The organism is Pseudomonas sp. P7758, assembly GCF_013386485.1.
GTDB lineage: Bacteria > Pseudomonadota > Gammaproteobacteria > Pseudomonadales > Pseudomonadaceae > Aquipseudomonas.
Genome location: NZ_JACARS010000015.1, coordinates 1 through 19,102, shown reverse-complemented (window position 1 = coordinate 19,102; position 19,102 = coordinate 1). Strand labels below are relative to the sequence as shown.

At 59.8% G+C, this 19,102-nt stretch carries 20 protein-coding genes and 1 pseudogene; 12 read left to right on the top strand and 9 right to left on the bottom strand.

Going from position 1 to position 19,102, the window contains the following annotated elements:
* Positions 1 to 129 precede the first annotated feature (129 nt).
* Positions 130 to 975, top strand: coding sequence for a D-hexose-6-phosphate mutarotase (locus HX873_RS03725; protein ID WP_177122395.1), 846 nt, complete (start codon positions 130 to 132; stop codon positions 973 to 975).
* Between the two features lie 142 nt (positions 976 to 1,117).
* Here the strand turns inward: HX873_RS03725 and HX873_RS03720 are convergent, their stop codons facing one another.
* Entirely contained in the window at positions 1,118 to 1,978 is an 861-nt protein-coding gene (locus HX873_RS03720; RefSeq protein ID WP_173406104.1) for a MurR/RpiR family transcriptional regulator, read from the bottom strand.
* 218 nt (positions 1,979 to 2,196) lie between these two features.
* On the opposite strand from HX873_RS03720, the gene zwf reads away from it, so the two are divergent.
* Genes zwf through HX873_RS03705 form a run of 3 tightly spaced genes read left to right on the top strand, consistent with a single transcriptional unit; the run spans position 2,197 to position 5,046 of the window.
* Positions 2,197 to 3,663 (top strand): glucose-6-phosphate dehydrogenase, encoded by a 1,467-nt coding sequence (zwf, locus tag HX873_RS03715; RefSeq protein ID WP_003213023.1) that lies wholly within the window; start codon positions 2,197 to 2,199, stop codon positions 3,661 to 3,663.
* Positions 3,650 to 4,363: a 6-phosphogluconolactonase gene (gene pgl / locus HX873_RS03710; RefSeq protein WP_087693179.1), complete on the top strand. Its 714-nt coding sequence runs from the start codon at positions 3,650 to 3,652 to the stop codon at positions 4,361 to 4,363. Before zwf ends, pgl begins: the two co-directional genes overlap by 14 nt.
* 17 nt (positions 4,364 to 4,380) lie before the next feature.
* The gene (locus HX873_RS03705) at positions 4,381 to 5,046 is read left to right on the top strand and encodes a bifunctional 4-hydroxy-2-oxoglutarate aldolase/2-dehydro-3-deoxy-phosphogluconate aldolase (protein WP_003213027.1); all 666 of its coding nucleotides are present in this window, start codon (positions 4,381 to 4,383) and stop codon (positions 5,044 to 5,046) included.
* A 99-nt stretch (positions 5,047 to 5,145) separates the two neighbouring features.
* Here the strand turns inward: HX873_RS03705 and HX873_RS31695 are convergent.
* From HX873_RS31695 to HX873_RS03695, 3 genes and pseudogenes are all read right to left on the bottom strand, one after another.
* Positions 5,146 to 5,253, bottom strand: a pseudogene (locus HX873_RS31695) (outer membrane lipoprotein carrier protein LolA); the annotation flags it as partial.
* Positions 5,244 to 6,425 (bottom strand): aminotransferase class V-fold PLP-dependent enzyme, encoded by a 1,182-nt coding sequence (locus HX873_RS03700; protein ID WP_102606214.1) that lies wholly within the window; start codon positions 6,423 to 6,425, stop codon positions 5,244 to 5,246. The gene HX873_RS03700 and the pseudogene HX873_RS31695, both read right to left, overlap by 10 nt.
* Before the next feature lie 12 nt (positions 6,426 to 6,437).
* The gene (locus HX873_RS03695) at positions 6,438 to 6,674 is read right to left on the bottom strand and encodes a DUF3820 family protein (RefSeq protein ID WP_003213031.1); all 237 of its coding nucleotides are present in this window, start codon (positions 6,672 to 6,674) and stop codon (positions 6,438 to 6,440) included.
* A gap of 206 nt (positions 6,675 to 6,880) precedes the next feature.
* Here HX873_RS03695 and HX873_RS03690 point away from each other — a divergent pair, with 206 nt between their 5' ends.
* Positions 6,881 to 7,348: a PA2169 family four-helix-bundle protein gene (locus HX873_RS03690; protein WP_008431582.1), complete on the top strand. Its 468-nt coding sequence runs from the start codon at positions 6,881 to 6,883 to the stop codon at positions 7,346 to 7,348.
* A 55-nt stretch (positions 7,349 to 7,403) separates the two neighbouring features.
* Here HX873_RS03690 and HX873_RS03685 read toward each other — a convergent pair whose 3' ends face one another.
* Both HX873_RS03685 and HX873_RS03680 read right to left on the bottom strand, forming a co-directional pair.
* A complete protein-coding gene (locus tag HX873_RS03685) occupies positions 7,404 to 7,874 on the bottom strand; it encodes a MaoC family dehydratase (RefSeq protein ID WP_177122394.1) in 471 nt (156 codons plus the stop codon).
* A gap of 58 nt (positions 7,875 to 7,932) precedes the next feature.
* The gene (locus tag HX873_RS03680; RefSeq protein ID WP_177122393.1) at positions 7,933 to 8,877 is read right to left on the bottom strand and encodes an alpha/beta hydrolase; all 945 of its coding nucleotides are present in this window, start codon (positions 8,875 to 8,877) and stop codon (positions 7,933 to 7,935) included.
* 209 nt (positions 8,878 to 9,086) lie between these two features.
* Here HX873_RS03680 and fadD2 point away from each other — a divergent pair, with 209 nt between their 5' ends.
* The gene (gene fadD2 / locus HX873_RS03675; protein ID WP_003213039.1) at positions 9,087 to 10,775 is read left to right on the top strand and encodes a long-chain-fatty-acid--CoA ligase FadD2; all 1,689 of its coding nucleotides are present in this window, start codon (positions 9,087 to 9,089) and stop codon (positions 10,773 to 10,775) included.
* A gap of 394 nt (positions 10,776 to 11,169) precedes the next feature.
* Positions 11,170 to 12,861, top strand: coding sequence for a long-chain-fatty-acid--CoA ligase FadD1 (gene fadD1, locus HX873_RS03670; protein WP_003213041.1), 1,692 nt, complete (start codon positions 11,170 to 11,172; stop codon positions 12,859 to 12,861).
* 183 nt (positions 12,862 to 13,044) lie between these two features.
* Here fadD1 and HX873_RS03665 read toward each other — a convergent pair whose 3' ends face one another.
* Entirely contained in the window at positions 13,045 to 13,422 is a 378-nt protein-coding gene (locus HX873_RS03665; RefSeq protein ID WP_003213043.1) for a hypothetical protein, read from the bottom strand.
* A gap of 199 nt (positions 13,423 to 13,621) precedes the next feature.
* On the opposite strand from HX873_RS03665, the gene HX873_RS03660 reads away from it, so the two are divergent.
* The 3 genes from HX873_RS03660 (at position 13,622) to def (ending at position 15,476) form a co-directional block, all read left to right on the top strand.
* Positions 13,622 to 13,807 (top strand): CsbD family protein, encoded by a 186-nt coding sequence (locus HX873_RS03660; protein WP_003213044.1) that lies wholly within the window; start codon positions 13,622 to 13,624, stop codon positions 13,805 to 13,807.
* Between the two features lie 181 nt (positions 13,808 to 13,988).
* On the top strand, positions 13,989 to 14,933 hold the full coding sequence (locus HX873_RS03655; RefSeq protein WP_177008473.1) for a YihY/virulence factor BrkB family protein: 945 nt from the start codon (positions 13,989 to 13,991) through the stop codon (positions 14,931 to 14,933).
* A 3-nt stretch (positions 14,934 to 14,936) separates the two neighbouring features.
* Positions 14,937 to 15,476, top strand: a complete 540-nt coding sequence (gene def / locus HX873_RS03650; protein WP_003213049.1) for a peptide deformylase — start codon at positions 14,937 to 14,939, stop codon at positions 15,474 to 15,476.
* 136 nt (positions 15,477 to 15,612) lie between these two features.
* On the opposite strand, the gene HX873_RS03645 is transcribed toward def, so the two are convergent.
* Positions 15,613 to 16,431, bottom strand: coding sequence for a class I SAM-dependent methyltransferase (locus HX873_RS03645; RefSeq protein WP_177054563.1), 819 nt, complete (start codon positions 16,429 to 16,431; stop codon positions 15,613 to 15,615).
* A 60-nt stretch (positions 16,432 to 16,491) separates the two neighbouring features.
* Positions 16,492 to 16,929: a GNAT family N-acetyltransferase gene (locus HX873_RS03640; protein WP_177122398.1), complete on the bottom strand. Its 438-nt coding sequence runs from the start codon at positions 16,927 to 16,929 to the stop codon at positions 16,492 to 16,494.
* 334 nt (positions 16,930 to 17,263) lie between these two features.
* Between HX873_RS03640 and HX873_RS03635 the strand changes: the two genes are divergently transcribed.
* Both HX873_RS03635 and HX873_RS03630 read left to right on the top strand, forming a co-directional pair.
* A complete protein-coding gene (locus tag HX873_RS03635; RefSeq protein ID WP_003213058.1) occupies positions 17,264 to 18,205 on the top strand; it encodes a fatty acid desaturase in 942 nt (313 codons plus the stop codon).
* Positions 18,206 to 18,214: 9 nt separating this feature from the next.
* On the top strand, positions 18,215 to 18,994 hold the full coding sequence (locus HX873_RS03630) for a phosphate/phosphite/phosphonate ABC transporter substrate-binding protein (protein ID WP_177122392.1): 780 nt from the start codon (positions 18,215 to 18,217) through the stop codon (positions 18,992 to 18,994).
* Positions 18,995 to 19,102 lie beyond the last annotated feature (108 nt).

Below are 19,102 nucleotides of genomic sequence, written 5' to 3'. Positions count from 1 at the left end.
TGGCTATCCGCTTTTTTTTGTGTGGGAGCTGGCTTGCCTGCGATGCGAGCCCCGCGGTGTATCTGCCACACCGAGGCGATGCCATCGCAGGCAAGCCAGCGCCTGCAAAGATATTCAGGACCGTGGCACATGCATGAGCATCCGCTGCAACGCTTTTTCAAATCCCTGCGCGAGCGGCCGGTATTCGCCTGGGAACGCTTCCAGATGCGCGATGTGCTGGTGATTGATCACCCGCTCTGCCAAGCGGTGTTCAGTCGTCAGGGCGCGCAATTGCTGCACTTTCAGCCCACGGGCCAGAAGCCCTGGCTGTGGTGCGCGGCCAAGTGGCCGCAGGTCGGCGCCATCCGTGGCGGCGTGCCGGTGTGTTGGCCGTGGTATGGCCGCCATCCCAGCGAAAACGCCTGGCCGTCCCATGGTTGGGCACGGCTGATCGACTGGAAATTGCTGGACAGCAGCACCGACGACGACGGCGTGCGTTTGCACTGGCAATTGCAGCTATGCGACTGGCAGGTGGACCTGCATGCACACCTGGGGGAAACCCTGGAGCTGCGCCTGGCCACCGAGCACCAGGACGAGCTACCGTGCCAATTGAGCCATGCTTTGCACGCCTATTGGCGGATTGGCAATGTTGGTGAGATAGCGCTGTCTGGGCTGGATGGCGCGCAGGGCTACGACCAGCTGAATCGTCAGGCGTGCCTGCAGGAAGGTGAGTTGCGTGTCGATGGTGGGTGTCAGCGGGTGTTCCAGCACGACGGCGAACTGCACCTCAAGGACCATGCCTGGCAGCGCGAATTGTGCATCGACACCGGTGAGAGTGCCGACACGGTGGTGTGGCACCCGGGGAGTCGACCGTTGCTGGGGGTAAGCTTCAACGAGGCTGCGGGGTTTGTGTGTGTGGAGTCGGCGATGGCTGCTGCGAGCCTGGCGCCGGGGGAGCGGGCGCATTTGAGTTTGCAGGCGAGGGCGGGGGCTTGATCCGGATGTTCCGGTGTTGCTGATGCCGCTTTCGCGAGCAAGCCCGCTCCCACATTAGACCGAGTTCCACTTTTGGAATGCAGTCGAATGTGGGAGCGGGCTTGCTCGCGAAGAGGCCGGCACATTCACAGTAGATTCGGGCCTAGTTGAATTCATCCCCAACCGGATACCGGCTGTCGTTCAAGCTCTCCTTGATCTTGCGCAAGTGCGGTTGGAAATCCACCCCGCGACGCAAGGTCATGCCCGTCGCCAGTACATCCAGCACCGTCAACTGAATGATCCGCGAGGTCATCGGCATGTAGATGTCGGTGTCTTCCGGCAACGGAATGTTCAGGCTCACCGTACTGGCCTTGGCCAGCGGCGAATTTTCGGCGGTCACGCCCAGCACCGAGGCGCCGTTTTCCCGCGCAATACGTGCTACTTCCACCAGTTCACGGGTACGCCCGGTGTAGGAAATGATCACGAACAACTCCCCGGTGTGGGCCACCGAGGCGATCATCCGCTGCATCAGCACATCGGCGTGGGCCGTGACCGACAGGTTGAAACGGAAAAACTTGTGCAGCGCGTCCATGGCCACCGGCGCCGAAGCACCCAGGCCGAAGAAGTGGATCTGCCGAGCCTGGATCAGCAGGTCGACGGCCTTGCTGATCAGGTTCGGATCCAGGGCCTGGCAGGCGCTGTCGAGGGACGCGATGGCACTGCCGAAGATCTTCTGGGTGTAGGCCTCCGGGTTATCATCGGCCTCCACCGCGCGGCTGACATACGCCGCGCCACTGGCCAGGCTTTGCGCCAGCTGCAATTTAAGTTCAGGGTAACCACTCACGCCGAACGAGCGGCAGAAGCGGTTCACTGTAGGTTCGCTGACCGAAGCGGCCTGGGCGAGGGCGGCGATAGAGAAGCGGGTCGCCTGCTGCGGGTTGAGCAGGATGACCTCGGCGACTTTACGTTCAGCCTTGTTCAGTTCTTCGAGGCGTTTCTGGATCTGTTCCAGTAGATTTCGCACGCGGTCCATTCATGTTTCCTTAGGGCGACGATGCAAATAAGGGTCGTCAACCAATCGACGAGCGGCCCTTTGCGGTGGCCTATCCTACTGAGGGTAGTTGAACACCACCACTCGGAATACGTTTTTCGGGAAAATGTTGTGGTTATTACTACATTTTTCCTTGAGTGATGCCTTAAAAAAAGGTATTTGTAGCTTAACTTGATAAAAGAACAAACATCATGCCTTCGATAACCGTAGAACCCTGCACCTTTGCCCTGTTTGGCGCCTTGGGTGATCTGGCGCTGCGCAAGTTATTTCCTGCCCTCTATCAACTCGATGGTGCGGGCCTGCTGCACGAAGACACGCGCATCCTGGCCCTGGCCCGTGAGGCCGGTTCCGAGCAACAGCACCTGGCCCACATCGAAAAAGAATTGCGTGGTTACGTTGGCAAGGAACTGGACGAAACCGTCGCCCAGCGTTTCCTGGCCCGCCTGACGTACCTGCACGTCGACTTCCTGAAGGCCGATGACTACGTCGCCCTGGCAGAGAACGCCGGCACCGAACAACGCCTGATCGCCTACTTCGCTACCCCGGCGGCGGTGTACGGCGCGATCTGCGAGAACCTGTCCAAGGTCGGCCTGGCGGAAAATACCCGCGTGGTCCTGGAAAAACCCATCGGCTCGGACCTGGATTCCTCGCGCAAGGTCAACGACGCAGTGGCGCAGTTCTTCCCGGAAAACCGCACCTACCGCATCGACCACTACCTGGGCAAAGAGACCGTCCAGAACCTGATCGCCCTGCGTTTTGCCAACAGCCTGTTTGAAACCCAGTGGAACCAGAACTACATCTCCCACGTGGAAATCACCGTGGCCGAGCAAGTAGGCATCGAAGGTCGCTGGGGCTATTTCGACAAGGCCGGGCAGCTGCGGGACATGATCCAGAACCACCTGCTGCAGCTGCTGTGCCTGATCGCCATGGACCCGCCGGCCGACCTGTCTGCCGACAGTATTCGGGACGAGAAGGTCAAGGTGCTCAAGGCCCTGGCGCCCATCAGCCCGGACGGCCTGACCACCCAGGTGGTGCGTGGCCAATACATCGCCGGCTACAGCGCCGGCAAGCCGGTACCGGGTTACCTGGAAGAAGAGAACTCCAACACCCAGAGCGACACCGAGACCTTCGTCGCCCTGCGTGCCGATATCCGTAACTGGCGTTGGGCCGGGGTGCCGTTCTACCTGCGTACCGGCAAGCGCATGCCGCAAAAACTGTCGCAGATCGTCATCCACTTCAAGGAACCGTCCCACTACATCTTCGCCCCGGAGCAGCGCTTGCAGATCAGCAACAAACTGATCATCCGCCTGCAACCGGACGAAGGGATTTCATTGCGCGTGATGACCAAGGAGCAGGGCCTGGACAAGGGCATGCAACTGCGCAGCGGCCCGCTGCAACTGAATTTTTCCGACACCTATCGCAGCGCACGGATTCCCGATGCCTACGAGCGGTTGTTACTTGAAGTCATGCGTGGCAACCAGAACCTGTTTGTGCGCAAAGATGAAATCGAAGCTGCGTGGAAGTGGTGTGACCAGTTGATCGCCGGGTGGAAAAAATCCGGTGATGCGCCCAAGCCGTACGCGGCGGGGTCCTGGGGGCCAATGAGCTCGATTGCACTGATCACGCGGGACGGGAGGTCTTGGTATGGCGATATCTGATTTGAAACTGCCTCAGGGCGTGACTGCCCATGAGTACCGCAACCCGGTGCTGCTGGCGGATGGCCTGGCCAATGACGTGGCCGAACAACTGCGCGCGGCCATCAGTGCCCGTGGCGAAGCGACCCTGGTGGTGTCCGGCGGCCGCAGCCCGGTGGCGTTCTTCCAGAACCTCGCCAAGCAAGGCCTGGACTGGTCCAAGGTGACCATCACCCTGGCCGACGAGCGCTGGGTGCCGGTGGAACATGCCGACAGCAATGCCGGCCTGTTGAAGAAGTATTTGCTGCAAGGCCCGGCGGCCAAGGCCAAGTTCCTGAGCCTGTACAGCGTCGCCGCCACCCTTGACGACGCTGCCGAGCAGGCCGATCGCCTGCTGGCCGAGTTGCCGACGATTGATGTGCTGGTACTGGGCATGGGCGACGACGGCCACACCGCGTCGCTGTTCCCCAACAGCCCGAACCTGGCTGAAGCGTTGAAGCCGGACGGCAGCCGTCGTTGCTGGCCGATGCTGGCGCCGACTGTGCCGCACCAGCGCCTGACCATGAGTCGCGCGCTGCTGGCCACCGCCCACTACACCGTGCTGTCGATTTCAGGCAGCTCGAAATTGACCACCTTGAGCGCCGCGCTGGCCAGTGACGACGTTGCTGCCATGCCGATACGCGCGTTTTTGCAACCTACTCTAGAGATTTACTGGTGCCCATGAGCCAAGGATCAGCCGCGATGAACAGCCCTCAACCTACCGTTTCCATGGCGGACAAAGTTGCCTTGATCGACAGCCTCTGCGCCAAGGCGCGGATCCTGCCGGTGATCACCATTGCCCGCGAACAGGACATCCTGCCGCTGGCCGATGCCCTGGCAGCCGGTGGTTTGACCGCACTGGAAGTGACCCTGCGCTCGCAGTTCGGCCTCAAGGCCATCCAGGTACTGCGTGAGCAGCGTCCGGAGCTGTGCACCGGTGCCGGTACCGTGCTGGATCGTCATATGCTGGAAGCGGCCGAAGTGGCCGGTTCGCAATTTATCGTCACTCCCGGGATTACCCGTGACCTGCTGGAAGCCTCGGTACACAGCTCGATTCCGCTGTTGCCGGGCATCAGCAATGCCTCCGGGATCATGGAAGGTTATGGCCTGGGTTATCGCCGTTTCAAGCTGTTCCCGGCTGAAGTCAGCGGTGGCGTGGCGGCGATCAAGGCCCTGGGCGGTCCGTTTGGCGAAGTGAAATTCTGCCCGACTGGCGGGGTTGGCCCGGCCAACATCAAGAGCTACATGGCGTTGAAAAATGTGATGTGCGTGGGCGGTAGCTGGATGCTTGATCCGGAGTGGGTCAAGAACGGCGACTGGGCACGCATCCAGGAAACCACCGCCGAGGCGCTGGCCCTGCTGGACTGATTGGATTTACCGAATCGTTGTTGCTGTGTTCTACGGCATTTTTGCGGTGCACTTGGTCGGTGTGCCGCTTTTTTTTGCCTGCGGAAAATGGCCCACTCCCACTGTAGGAGCGAGCTTGCTCGCGAAAAAACCGAGAGCACCGCTGGGTGTCAGGTTTCCCGTGTCATCGTTAACGACCTTCGCGAGCAAGCTCGCTCCTACAGTGATATCGCGCTCAGTTCGGTGATGGCTTTGATCAGCGCATGAATGTCTGCCGCTGACGTCAAAAAGCCTGGTGTCACCCGAATACAACTGCCGAACGACGCGCCGCTGCGGGTTGTGGTGAAGAGGTTGTATTCCTTGAGCAGTCGGTCCGCCATCACCTGCTGATCCGGCTTGTCAGTGAACTTGAACGACGTGATCGCGCAATACAGCCGTGGGTCGTCCGGCGTCAGCACTTCAATTCCCGGCAACTGCCGCACCTCACTCACCCACAAATCCCGCAGGTAATTAAGGCGGGCGCCCTTGGCTCTGGATCCACCCAGCAAACGATGCTCTTCGAACACCAGCGGCAAGGTCATCAACGCCGGGAAATTCGGCGTACTGTATGGCGTGCGGGCACGTACATCGGTGGCCGGGTAATGAAACTCACCCATGTCCGGATCAATGTCCGCCAAGCGTTGTGGGTCGATGTAGATAAAGCCCAGGGTCAACGGCGCACCGATCCACTTGTGCAGGTTGAAACCGGCAAACGCGATACCCAACTGCGCCAGGTTGAACTCGATCTGCCCCAGCGCATGGGCGCCATCGAGGATCACATCAATTCCATGTTCCCTGGCAGCGCCGGCAATCGCCTCCACCGGCATCACCAGCCCGGTGCGGTGGGTCACGTAGGTCAGTGCCAGCAGTTTCAGGCGGGGATAGCGCAGGAACGCATCGCGATACGTCTGCACCAGGCTGTCGAAACTGGCCGGGTGTTCGTGGGCAATTTCGATCACTTCTACGCCGCGATTCTGCGCCAGCCAGCGCATGGCGCCCTTGACGGTGTCGTACTCCAGGTCGCTGATCAGCACCTGGTCGCCGGGCTGCAAGCGGTTGTAGTTGCGGATCAGCGACTGCAACGCATCCGAGGCGCAGCGGGTGAGGGCGATGGCTTCAGGATCGGCGTCCATCAACTGCGCCAACTGGTTACGGATCTCGACGTTTTCGCCCTGCTCGAAACGCTGGCGCACATGGATCGAGTTGCTGCGGTTGATGAAGGCGACGTTGTCCTGATACTGCTCAAGTACCGCGCGGCTCATGCGCCCGAAATAACCGTTTTCGAGGTTGATCGGGCCGGGCTCCAGGTCGTAGCGCTGGGCGATGGCGTGCCAGTGTTGTTCGTCGCGGGTACTGTCCATGTGCGTGCTCTATTAATGACGAGGGGCGGGCTTGCCGTGCTTGGCGCGTAGGGGTTCCAGCAGTTCGGATAAACCGTTGTGGTCGATTTCCTGCATCAGGGCCAGCAACCCGCCCAGTTCGCCGTGGGGGAAACCTTCACGGGCGAACCAGTTCAGGTAGGGGCCGGGCAAGTCGGCAATGATCCGGCCCTTGTACTTGCCGAAGGGCATTTCGCGGGTGATCAGCAGTTCAAGTTTTTCAGGGTTCATTGCGGCTTCAGGTGTTTGAGTCGATGCCTTGGAAAATACAGGCATTCTGCATGGAGGCCAAATGACAGATCATGCAAATAAAGCGGATACAGATTTTTGTGTATTGGCTAACTTATTGAAATTTAAGTAATAAATTGTTTTTCAAAAGCTGGCACGGGCGCTGCAATTACTAATACACGTTTCTTAACCCGCGAAGGAATTGAAAAATGACTGATATCAACAAAGAATCGATCTCCGTACTCAACGACCTGATCGAGACCAGCAAAGACGGCCAGGAAGGCTTCAAGACCTGCGCAGAAGACATCAAGCACCCAGAACTCAAAGCCCTGTTTGCCAAACGTTCCGTTGATTGCGGTACCGCCGCAGCCGAACTGCAGACCGCAGTAAGAGCACTGGGTGGCGATCCGGAAAAATCCGGTAGCGTCGCCGGTGCCTTGCACCGTGGTTGGGTCGACGTGAAGTCGATGGTGACCGGTAAAGACGAAGAAGCCGTGCTGAACGAAGCCGAGCGCGGTGAAGACCACGCACTGAAGGCTTACAAAGAAGCGATCGAGAAGATCAACAAGCACAACCTGCTGGGCATTCGTGACCTGGTAGAGCGTCAGTTCCACGGCGCGCAACGCAACCACGACCAGGTGAAAGCCCTGCGTAACCAGGCTCGCGCTCAGTCTTGAGCCCCGCCTGAATAAAAAAGCCCCGCAGATGCGGGGCTTTTTCATGGGCGTTCGTTCAACCGATGCTGATGGCCGGCAGTTCGGTCAGGGTCACGGTCTGCTGCTTGCGTGGCGCGAGGATCTCGGCTTCGCCGTCTACCACCAGCTCATCGCGCTGGTTGAATACGCGGGTGGCGATGCGCACGCGGAATTTCGGCAGCTTCTCGAGGATTTCCAGACGCACGGTCAGGGTGTCGCCGATTTTGACCGGCTTCTGGAAGGTCATTTGCTGGCCGATATAGATCGTGCCGGGCCCAGGCAACTCGCACGCAACCGCCGCGCTGATCAGGGCGCCGCTGAACATGCCGTGGGCAATGCGCTCCTTGAACATGGTCGCCTTGGCGAATTCGGCGTCCAGATGCACCGGGTTGTGGTCGCCGGACATTGCCGCGAACAACTGGATATCGCGCTCTTCGACGATCTTGCTGTAGCTGGCGGTCTGGCCGACTTCGAGGGCTTCGTAAGGCGTGTTGGTAACCTGGGTCATCAGTTGGTGCATCCTGTGGCTAATCAGAAATCTTAATGTATTGATTTTAAACGAAAAATCATTCGCAGCGAGTAGGGCGGCGCAGCACTGCTGCCTGGGCCAGCCACGTCAGCACGTCGGCTGTGACCGCATCACGGTTGGTTTCGTTGAATAATTCGTGGCGCGCCTGTGGGTAAATGCTCAGCTCCAGGTGCTGGCAGCCGGCTTCACGCAACGCATTGGCCAGACTTTTGAGACGCTTGCCTTCACTGACCGGATCACATTCACCGCCCATTATCAGGATGGGCAGCCCCGGGTCTATCTGAGCGAGATTGGACGCTTTGCTGATTTGCTGCAAGCCGCCCAGCAGGTCGATCCACAGCTGGTTGGTGCAACGGAAGCCGCAAAGCGGGTCGCTGACGTACTTGTCGACCTCGGCCGGGTCACGGCTGAGCCAGTCGAAAGCGGTGCGATTGGGTTTGAACGCCTTGTTGAACGATCCAAATGACAGGAAATCAATCAGCGCACTGCGCCCGCGCAACCCCTGGCGCAGGCGTTCGCCATGGGCAATCACCTTGGCCGCGCCGTACAGCGCCACCGGCTGGAAATTCGAGCCGCTGAGAATCGCCCCGTTAAGGCTCGCGCTGTGGTGCAGCAGGTACGCCTGGGCAATGTAGCTGCCCATGCTGTGGCCCAGCAGGATGATCGGCACCCCCGGCGCTTGCTGGCCGATATGCTGGTTGAGGCTCGCCAGGTCGCCCACCACCTTGTTCCAGCCGTCTTTCTCGGCGAACAGCCCCAGGGTGCCCTCGTCGGCGGTACGCCCGTGGCCGCGCTGGTCGGGGGCGTACAGGCCGTAGCCGGCATCGCACAACGCCTGGGCCAGGCGGGCATAGCGGCCACTGTGCTCGGCCATGCCGTGGGCCAGCATGATCAGCGCCTTGGGCGGCCCGTCCGGCAGCCACTGGTTGACGTACACCCGACTGCGGTCATTCGCGGTCAGCCAGAAAGTGGTGTGGTTCATGGCGCTTCCTTTGCTCAGGGTCGTTGCAGTGTATAGCTCATTCACCGCAGGCCGCTGGATCAGCGCTGGCCTTGGCGGGGAGATTCACACAATCAATGACGCATCTTGTTGTATTTGCCTGATTGACCATAGCTGCTAACGTCCCCAAAGCTCCGCTTTCATCGCAACATCAAAAGCGGCCGGACCACTCAGGTAAGAGGACAAGAATAATGCAACCTGATTTCTGGAATGACAAACGCGCAGCCGGGGTTCCCAACGAGATCGACCTCACAGCCTATAAATCGGTGATCGAAGTCTTCGAGCGTTCCTGCAAGACCTTTGCCGATCGTCCGGCGTTCAGCAACATGGGGATCACCCTGACCTACGCCGAGCTGGATCGGCGCAGCGCCGCGTTCGCCGGTTACCTGCAGTGGCACACCGACCTCAAGCCGGGTGACCGCATTGCCGTGCAGATGCCCAACGTCCTGCATTATCCGATTGCCGTGTTCGGCGCCCTGCGCGCCGGGCTGATCGTGGTCAACACCAACCCGCTGTACACCCCGCGGGAAATGCGTCACCAATTCAAGGATGCCGGCATTCGTGCGCTGGTGTACCTGAACCTGTTTGGCTCGCGTGTTGAAGAAGTCAGCAAGGACACCGAGATCGAATACCTGATCGAAGCGAAGATGGGCGATTTCATGCCCGCCGCCAAGGGCTGGCTGATCAACACCGTGGTCGACAAGGTGAAGAAGATGGTCCCGGCCTATAACCTGCCGCAAGCCATCTCCTTCAAGCGCGCCCTGCGCATGGGCGCCGGCCAGGCACTCAACCGCCATCCGGTGACCCTCGACGACATCGCGGTGCTGCAATACACCGGCGGCACCACCGGCCTGGCCAAGGGCGCAATGCTTACCCACGGCAACCTGGTGGCCAACATGCAGCAAGTGCGGGCGTGCATGTCGCAACTGGGGGACGACGGCCATCCGCTGATCAAGGAAGGCCAAGAGGTGATGGTGGCGCCGCTGCCGCTGTACCACATCTATGCCTTCACCGCGAATTGCATGTGCATGATGGTATCGGGCAACCACAACGTACTGATCACCAATCCCCGGGACATCGGCGGCTTTATCAAGGAGCTGAAAAAGTGGCGCTTCACCGGGCTGCTGGGGCTCAACACCCTGTTTGTGGCCTTGATGGACCACCCGGACTTCAAGAGCCTGGATTTCTCCCACCTCAAGCTCACCAACTCCGGCGGCACCGCACTGGTCAAGGCCACGGCCGAGCGCTGGCAGCAACTGACCGGCTGCGCGATTGGTGAAGGCTACGGCTTGACCGAAACCTCACCGGTGGCCAGCACCAACCCCTATGGCGGCAAATCGAAGCTGGGCACCGTGGGCATTCCGGTGCCGGGCACGGCGATGAAGATCATCGACGACAACGGCGCGGAGCTGCCGCTGGGCGAGCGGGGCGAGCTGTGCATCAAGGGCCCGCAAGTGATGAAGGGCTACTGGCAGCAACCGGTGGCCACTGCCGAGACCCTGGACGCCGAAGGCTGGCTCAAGACCGGCGATATCGCGGTGATCGACCCGGACGGCTTTGTGCGCATCGTTGATCGCAAGAAGGATCTGATCATCGTCTCGGGGTTCAACGTGTACCCCAACGAGATCGAAGACGTGGTGATGGCGCATCCGGCGGTGGCCAGCTGCGCGGTGATCGGCGTACCGGACGAGCGTACCGGCGAGGCGGTGAAGCTGTTTGTGGTGGCCCGTGCCCAGGGCGTGAGCCTTGAAGAGCTGAAGACCTACTGCAAGGCCAACTTCACCGGCTACAAGGTGCCCAAGCATATTGTGTTGCGTGAGTCGTTGCCGATGACGCCGGTGGGCAAGATCCTGCGGCGCGAATTGCGCGACATAGCCTGATTTGAAATAAGGTCAAAAAATGTGGGAGCGGGCTTGCTCGCGAAAGCGGTGTACCAGTCGACATATCCTGTGACTGACACTGCGCTTTCGCGAGCAAGCCCGCTCCCACATTTGGTTTTTATTCATTCAGTTTAAATGCGTAGAAGCCCATTCCAGAGCCCTTTCTTGGCTTATAGAATCTTTGCTCTAAAAATGACCATTAGATATTCTTGAGTCATGTTTATGACCGTAGGGGCCTCTTTTGGCTCTAGGCGGCCCTTGGCAAAGCTGCTACTCTCGGCGCGCTTTGTGACCTCTTGGCCTGCTTTTAACCGCCAGACTCACCCAAAAACAAACAAATAATAATCGCATCAAATGCGATGAATGAATTCGCGTCGCTGAGGAGTGGGCTTCCATGATCGAAGACTTTTGGAAGGATAAGTACCCCGCCGGGATTGCTGCAGAAATCAATCCAGACGAGTATCCGAATATTCAGGCGGTACTGAAGCAGTCCTGCCAACGCTTCGCCAACAAACCGGCTTTCAGCAACCTGGGCAAGACAATCACCTACGGTGAACTGTACGAACTGTCCGGCGCCTTCGCCGCTTACCTGCAACAGCATACCGACTTGCAGCCCGGTGATCGAATCGCCGTGCAACTGCCCAACGTCCTGCAATACCCGGTCGCCGTATTCGGTGCCATCCGTGCCGGCTTGATCGTGGTCAACACCAACCCGCTGTACACCGCGCGGGAAATGGAACACCAATTCAACGACTCCGGTGCCAAGGCCCTGGTCTGCCTGGCCAACATGGCGCACCTGGCTGAAAAAGTCGTGCCCAAGACTTCCGTCCGGCACGTGATCGTCACCGAAGTCGCCGACCTGTTGCCGCCGCTCAAGCGCCTGCTGATCAACAGCGTCATCAAGTACGTGAAGAAGATGGTCCCGGCCTATCACTTGCCCAAGGCGATCAAGTTCAACGACGTATTGGCCAAGGGCCACGGCCAGCCGGTGAACGAAGTCAGCCCCGCCAGCGACGAAGTCGCCGTGCTGCAATACACCGGCGGCACCACGGGCGTGGCCAAGGGCGCGATGCTGACCCACCGCAACCTCGTCGCCAACATGCTGCAGTGCAAGGCGCTGATGGGCTCCAACCTGAATGAAGGTTGCGAGATCCTGATTACCCCGCTGCCGCTGTACCACATCTATGCCTTCACCTTTCATTGCATGGCGATGATGCTGATCGGCAACCACAACATCCTGATCAGCAACCCGCGCGACCTGTCGGCGATGGTCAAGGAACTGTCGAAGTGGAAGTTCAGCGGCTTTGTCGGCCTGAACACGCTGTTCGTTGCGCTGTGCAACAACGATGCCTTCCGCAAGCTGGATTTCTCGGCGCTGAAAGTCACCCTGTCCGGCGGCATGGCCCTGCAACTGGCGGCGGCCGAGCGCTGGAAAGCGGTCACCGGCTGCTCCATCTGCGAAGGTTACGGCATGACCGAAACCAGCCCGGTGGCCACCGTGAACCCGATCCAGAACATCCAGATCGGCACCATCGGCATCCCGGTGCCGTCGACCCTGTGCAAGGTCATCACCGATGACGGCGTCGAGCTGGCGCTGGGTGAAGTGGGCGAGTTGTGCGTCAAGGGCCCGCAAGTGATGAAGGGCTACTGGCAGCGCGAAGACGCCACCGCCGAGATCCTCGACAGCGAAGGCTGGCTGAAGACCGGTGACATCGCGATCATCCAGCCGGATGGCTACATGCGCATTGTCGACCGCAAGAAGGACATGATTCTGGTCTCCGGTTTCAACGTCTACCCCAACGAGCTGGAAGACGTGCTGGCGACCCTGCCGGGCGTGCTGCAATGCGCGGCCATTGGTGTGCCGGACGAGAAGTCCGGGGAACACATCAAGATCTTCATCGTGGTCAAGCCGGGTGCCAGCCTGACCAAAGACCAGGTGATGGAGCACATGCGCGCCAACGTCACCGGCTACAAGGTGCCCAAGGCCGTGGAATTCCGCGATGCGCTGCCGACCACCAACGTGGGCAAGATCCTGCGCCGCGAACTGCGGGATGAAGAACTGAAAAAGCTGGGTTTGAAGAAGTAACTCGGCCCCCAACAAAAAGCCCCGCAGATGCGGGGCTTTTTATTGAACGCTGATTTTCCCGCATTGAAATGCAATCCAAATGTGGGAGCGGGCTTGCTCGCGAAAGCGGTGTGCCAGTGATATACCGGTTACTGACACACCGCATTCGCGAGCAAGCCCGCTCCCACAGTTTTTACCGTATTCCTACAGTGCGAACTGCGCGAAGCTCACACCGGCACCGGCCGGGCGTACGTCCTTGAGGAACGAGTCCTTGTCGGCACTCAGCTCCAGGGTAATCTCCGGCTTGCGCTTGCCGGCATTGCGCACCACCAGGCCTTCCAGCTTCTCGCGCAAAAACACCGTTGGCACCTTCAGGTGCAGCAACTGGTCGCTCTCGGCGTTGTGCATCAACAAGTGGATCCACTCGTACTGGCCCACTGCAATCCGGCCCACCGGCAGGTCGAACCACCAGATGTTGCGTTTGCGGTCCAGGTCGGTGAAGTGGCAGTTGTTGACACCGAGTACGGCACCGCCCAGTTCCTGGTTTCTGCGGGCAATGGCCTGTGCTTTATTGAGTTTCATAACCTTCCTACGGGATCTGTTACCCAGCGCTTGCGCCTGGATGTGCCCGGCATTCTCGTGGGTTGGCCGCAAAACATAAAGCCAAACCTGTACGGCGCGATGAAATGCCGCTGAAAAAATAATTGAAACTCTCTGGAAAGGCCAAGGGTCAACGTTTACGTAGTGACCAAAATCCTTGATTGTTCCCAGGAGAAATACCATGAGTAGCACATCGGATAAGGCAAAAGGTTTGGCGAACGAAGCCGTAGGCAACATCAAGCAAGGTGTTGGCAAAGTCACCGGCAACGACAAGTTGCGGGCTGAAGGCGTGGTTCAGGAAAAGAAAGGTGAAGTGCAAAAAGCAGTCGGCGACACCAAGGACGCAGTAAAGAAAGCGGTCAAATAGTCCCGACCTGGCTGCCTGCACTCCAGCAGCCCGACGGCCATCCACGGATGGCCGTTTTTGTGTCACCTGCAGTGATTAAAGTTTGGAAATTGTTTCAAGGTCGCCAAATAAGCTACCTTGATGTAGAAAACGGCCCCTGAGTCGCCCACGAACTCAACTTTTTGCGGCGAAAGGAGACGCTATGATTTTTCCGGTATTACAAGGCTTGCCCCTGCACAAAGTGCTGGTGCGCACTGTCACAGAGTTCCTCGATGACGAGATGCCTACGTACGCCTCGGCGCTGGCCTACCAGATGCTGTTCTCGCTGTTTCCCTTCCTGCTGTTCCTGATTGCCCTGATCGGTTTCCTGCACCTGCCGGACTTCTTCACCTGGCTGCGCATGCAATCGGAACTGGTATTGCCGCCCCAGGCCCTGGAGCAGGTCAACCCGGTGATCGACCAGTTGCAGCAATCCAAGGGTGGCCTGTTGTCGGTGGGTATCGTGATCGCGCTGTACACCGCCTCGGCGGGTGTGCGCCTGATGATGAGTGCGATGAATGCCGCCTATGACGTGGTGGAAGGCCGACCGATCTGGAAGCGCTTCCCGCTGTCGATTTTCTACACCGTAGGCTTCGCCGGCATGCTGTTGGCCGCCGCCGCCTTGATGGTGCTCGGGCCCCAGGTGATGGAATGGCTGGCGGGGCAGATCGGCATGCAGGAATTCGTGGTCACGCTGTGGACCATCCTGCGTTGGCCGCTGATCGTCATCCTGTTGATGTTCTCCGTGGCGTTGATGTACTACGTGATGCCTGACGTGAAGCAGAAGTTTCGCTTTATCACCCCGGGATCGGTGCTGGCGGTGGTGGTCTGGATCGTCGCTTCCCTGGGTTTTGGCTACTACGTCAAAACCTTTGCCGACTACAACGCCATGTATGGCAGTATCGGCGCGATCATTGTGCTGCTGTTGTACTTCTACATCTCGGCTGCCGTGCTGTTGCTGGGGGCGGAGATGAATGCGGTGATCGAACACATGTCGGCCGAAGGCAAGGATCCTGGTGAAAAGGACTTTGGCGAGCACGACGACAAACAACATGTCTCAGGCCTTGGCCGGGACCACTCACTCAAGCCCACTACCGATGAAGTCTGATCGATGATCCGTGAAATCCTGAAAATGGGCGATGAGCGCCTGCTGCGCATTGCCCCGCCGGTTCCGCCGGAAATGTTCGACAGCCCCGAGCTGTGGCAGTTGATTGATGACATGTTCCAGACCATGGAACACGTCGGCGGCGTCGGCCTGGCCGCACCGCAGATTGGAGTGGACCTGCAACTGGTGATCTTCGGTTTCGAGAGCAGCGAACGCTACCCGGACGCGCCCGCCGTGCCCCAGACCATCCTGATCAACCCGCTGATCACGCCGCTCAGCCCGGTGCTGGAAGAAGGCTATGAAGGGTGCCTGTCGGTGCCGGGCTTGCGCGGGGCCGTGGACCGTTACCAGCAGATTCGCTACGAAGGGTTTGACCCCAAGGGCGAGCCGATTGTGCGGATTGCCGAAGGCTTTCACGCACGGGTGGTACAGCACGAGTGCGATCACCTGATCGGCCGGCTGTACCCATCGCGGATTACCGATTTCAGCAAGTTCGGGTTTATCGAAGTGATGTTCCCGGATATGGATCCGACGGCAGACGAATAACCCTCAGGCAAAACACACCTCAAAATGTGGGAGCGGGCTTGCTCGCGAAAGCGGAGTGCCAGTCACCGAAGATATAGACTGATCCACCGCATTCGCGAGCAAGCCCGCTCCCACATTTGTTCTGCGTGCATTCAGCTTATTTTGCGGGCTTCACAAACCGCAACGTCATCCGGTCCGACTCACCAATCGCCACATACTTCGCCTTGTCCTTTTCCCCCAACGTCAACGCCGGCGGCAAGGTCCAGACCCCATCCGGGTAGTCCTTGGTATCTTTCGGGTTGGCATTCACCTCGCTCTGCCCCTCAAGCTTGAACCCCGCATCCGTCGCCAGTTTCACCACATACGCGGTGGTCAGGTAACCGCTGTGCTTGATGTCTTCCAGCGATGCCCCGTCCTTGGCCCGGTGATCCACCACCCCCAGCACGCCGCCCGGTTTCAACACCTTGAAGAACGCCTCGAACATCGCCGGCGCCGTATCCGCCATCACCCAGTTATGCACGTTGCGAAAGGTCAGCACGGTGTCGGCCGAACCAGGCTTGCCCAGCACCGGAGCCTTGGGGTCGAACTCGGCGAAGCCTGCCTTGGAATAATGCACCGGGTCTGCGGCGAATTTCTTTTTCAGGTTTTCTTCTGATGTACGCGCGTAGGCACTGCTGTTCGGCGCCTGCACGGCAGCGATGTAGTGGCCGTTATCCTTGAGCAGCGGCGCCAGCAGCTCGCTGTACCAGCCACCACCGGGGGTGATTTCGATCAGGGTCTGGTCGCCCCGCAGGCCAAAGAATTCCAGGGTCTGCTGCGGGTGACGATACCCATCACGCGCGCTGTTGGCCGGCACGCGCCAACTGCCGGCGAGCACGGTTGCATACTGCTCGGCGGAAACCGGCGCTTCGGCTGCCTGGCTCAAGGCCGGGGCGAGGAGAGCTGCAAGGGATAAGGCTGCAAGGGTCGCTTTCATGATCATCCTGTAATGGGCCGCTGGTGCCGCCGAGGCTAGCATGGGGCCCACAACGGCTGATCACACTTTATTGAAGGTCGACCTCACCAACGGTTCTAAGCCCATGGCGATCATCGGCTTGTTGCGTTTGTAGCGCACCAGGCGCTCCGACAAGGACTGCGGCAGCAACGTGTCCTGGGTAAAACCCAGGCGTTGATAAAAGCCTTCCAGGTCCGGATGGCACAGCAGCCACACCGTGCCTTCAACGCTTGCGACCGAGGCGCGAATCAATTGCGCCGCCAGCCCCTGGCCACGCAGCGCCGGGTCGACAAACAGCCCGGTCAACCACTGCCCACCCACCACCGGCGTCAGGCACAGGCCCGCGACAATCTCGCTGCCCTTGGCCACCCACAACTGGCCACCCTTGAGGGCCTTCATCGGTGAGTTATGGCTGCGATAGAACTTGTTCAGCAGCGGCCACAACGGCTCTGCCAGTCGGTCGATGTGCAACTCGGGCATGGTTTTCAAACACGCGAATCCAGGGGGTGCAGATTATAAGTCGGGCAAAGCGCCTTCTGTTGGGCAATCGGTGTTATACCCAGTGTTACATCCCCTGTAAGTGGAGCACGCATCATGGCCAAAGGTCTGAATTCCAAGAAAGCTGACAAGAAGAAACCGGCAAAGACCGCCGATGAAAAACGCGCCGAGAAAAAGGCCAAGAAAACCGACAGCAACCTGTTCGGTCATTAAGTTCTAAGCTAAGTACCAAACGATCTGCAAGATTTTCCCGCCCCATTGCACAGAGCAGGATGAAGCCGACTTTTTCGTCGGCCACGCCTGCCCTGAGCTGCCGATGTCCAACTACCTTGATGAAACCCAGCGCCGGGAAATCGAAGCCCTGGCCCAGACCTTTACCGCCCGCACCGAGTGGCCGACCTGGCTGCTGTTGATCGGCGTCTATGCCGGCTGGTTTGCCGTGATCCTCGCCAGCCACTGGCTTGGCCTGTGGCTGAGTACCGCACTGTTGATCCCGCTCGTGACGCTGTGGATGTCCCTGCAACACGAACTGCTGCACGGCCATCCCACCCGCTTCACTGCTTTGAACAAACTCCTCGGCTACGCACCGTTTGCCGTCTGGTACCCCTACACCCTGTACCGCAACTGCCACCTGGTGCACCACAACGACGAAGACCTGACGGTGCCCGGTGTCGACCCGGAAAGCCGCTACCTGAATCAGCGGCAGTGGGACGACAGTTCACTGTTCGAGCGCACCTTGCATTGGCTGACCAAGACCGTCCTGGGGCGCTTCCTGTTGGGTTCGCCGCTGGCGCTGTGGAAGCTGGCGCGCAACGAGGTCAGGCGCCTGCGCGAAGGCCAGCGCCAGGCGTGGCTGATGTGGCTGAGCCATGGCACCGTGACCGTGCTGATGTTGACCTTCATCGCCCACTACAGCGTGCTGCCGGTGTGGCACTACGTGGCGCTGGTCAGCGTGCCGGCCTTGTCGGTGGCGGCGATCCGTTCCTACTATGAGCATCGGCCGCACCCACAACCGGAACAGCGCACGGTGCTTAACGAAGCCGCCTGGCCGTGGACCTGGCTGTTCCTCAACAATAACCTGCACCTGGTGCATCACGACTTGCCGAAGCTGCCGTGGTATTTGCTGCCCACCGTGTACCGCGCGCGCCGCGAACAATGGGTGGCGCGCAGCGGCGGGTTCCTGGTGCAGGGTTACGGCCAGTTGATCGGCCGTCACGGGCTCAAGGCCATCGACAGCCCACGGCACCCCTTTGCTTGAGAGACGACCATGAGTGACCGCTACGCCGAACTGCTGATGTACGTGGCGCCGCAGCAGGTGCAACAGGCCAATGAGCGCTGGCTTTCGCGCATCCTTGAGCGCCTGGGCGCGACCCGCCGCAAGGCTGATCATCTCGACCTGCGCAGCCTGTGGCGTGCCCCGCAATTGCTGCTGACGCAAACCTGCGGCTACCCGCTGATGACCGAGCTGCGCGGGCAAGTCCAGGTGATTGGCCGCCCGCGCTACGAATTGCCCCATAGCAGCGGCGGCCAGCATTGCAGCCTGCTGCTGACCCGCGACGACAATCCCCGAGTTGCCTTGGCCGACTTCCAAGACAGCCGCGGCGTGATCAACGGCCATGACTCCAACAGCGGCATGAACCTGCTGCGCGAACGCCTGGCGCCGCTGCAGCAGGGCGGTCGGTTCTTTGCCGAAGTCGGCATCAGCGGCGCCCATCGCGAAAGCCTGCGCTGGCTGCGGGAAAACCGCGCCGACCTTGCCGCCATCGACAGCGTGACCTTCGACTACCTCGCCCGTTTTGCGCCAGAGGAAGTGGCCGGGCTGAGGATCGTCACCCGCAGCGCGCCCAGCCCGACGCTGCCTTACATCAGCGCGCCGGGCTCAAGTGAACACCTGCGGGAGGTCATGAACCTGGCCTTGCAGGATCTGCCCGAAGTGATGCAAACCCTCGGCGTACACGAAGTGCTGCCCGCTACCGAAGCGGATTACCAGGTGCTGCTGGATTACCGGCAGCTGGCTGAAGCCTTGGGTTATCCACGCCTCCAATGATCGTTCCCACGCTCCGCGTTGGAATGCATCCTGTGACGCTCTGCATCACGATTTCAAAGCAGACGCAGAGCGTCCAAGGCGGCATTCACACGCAGAGCGTGTGATCGA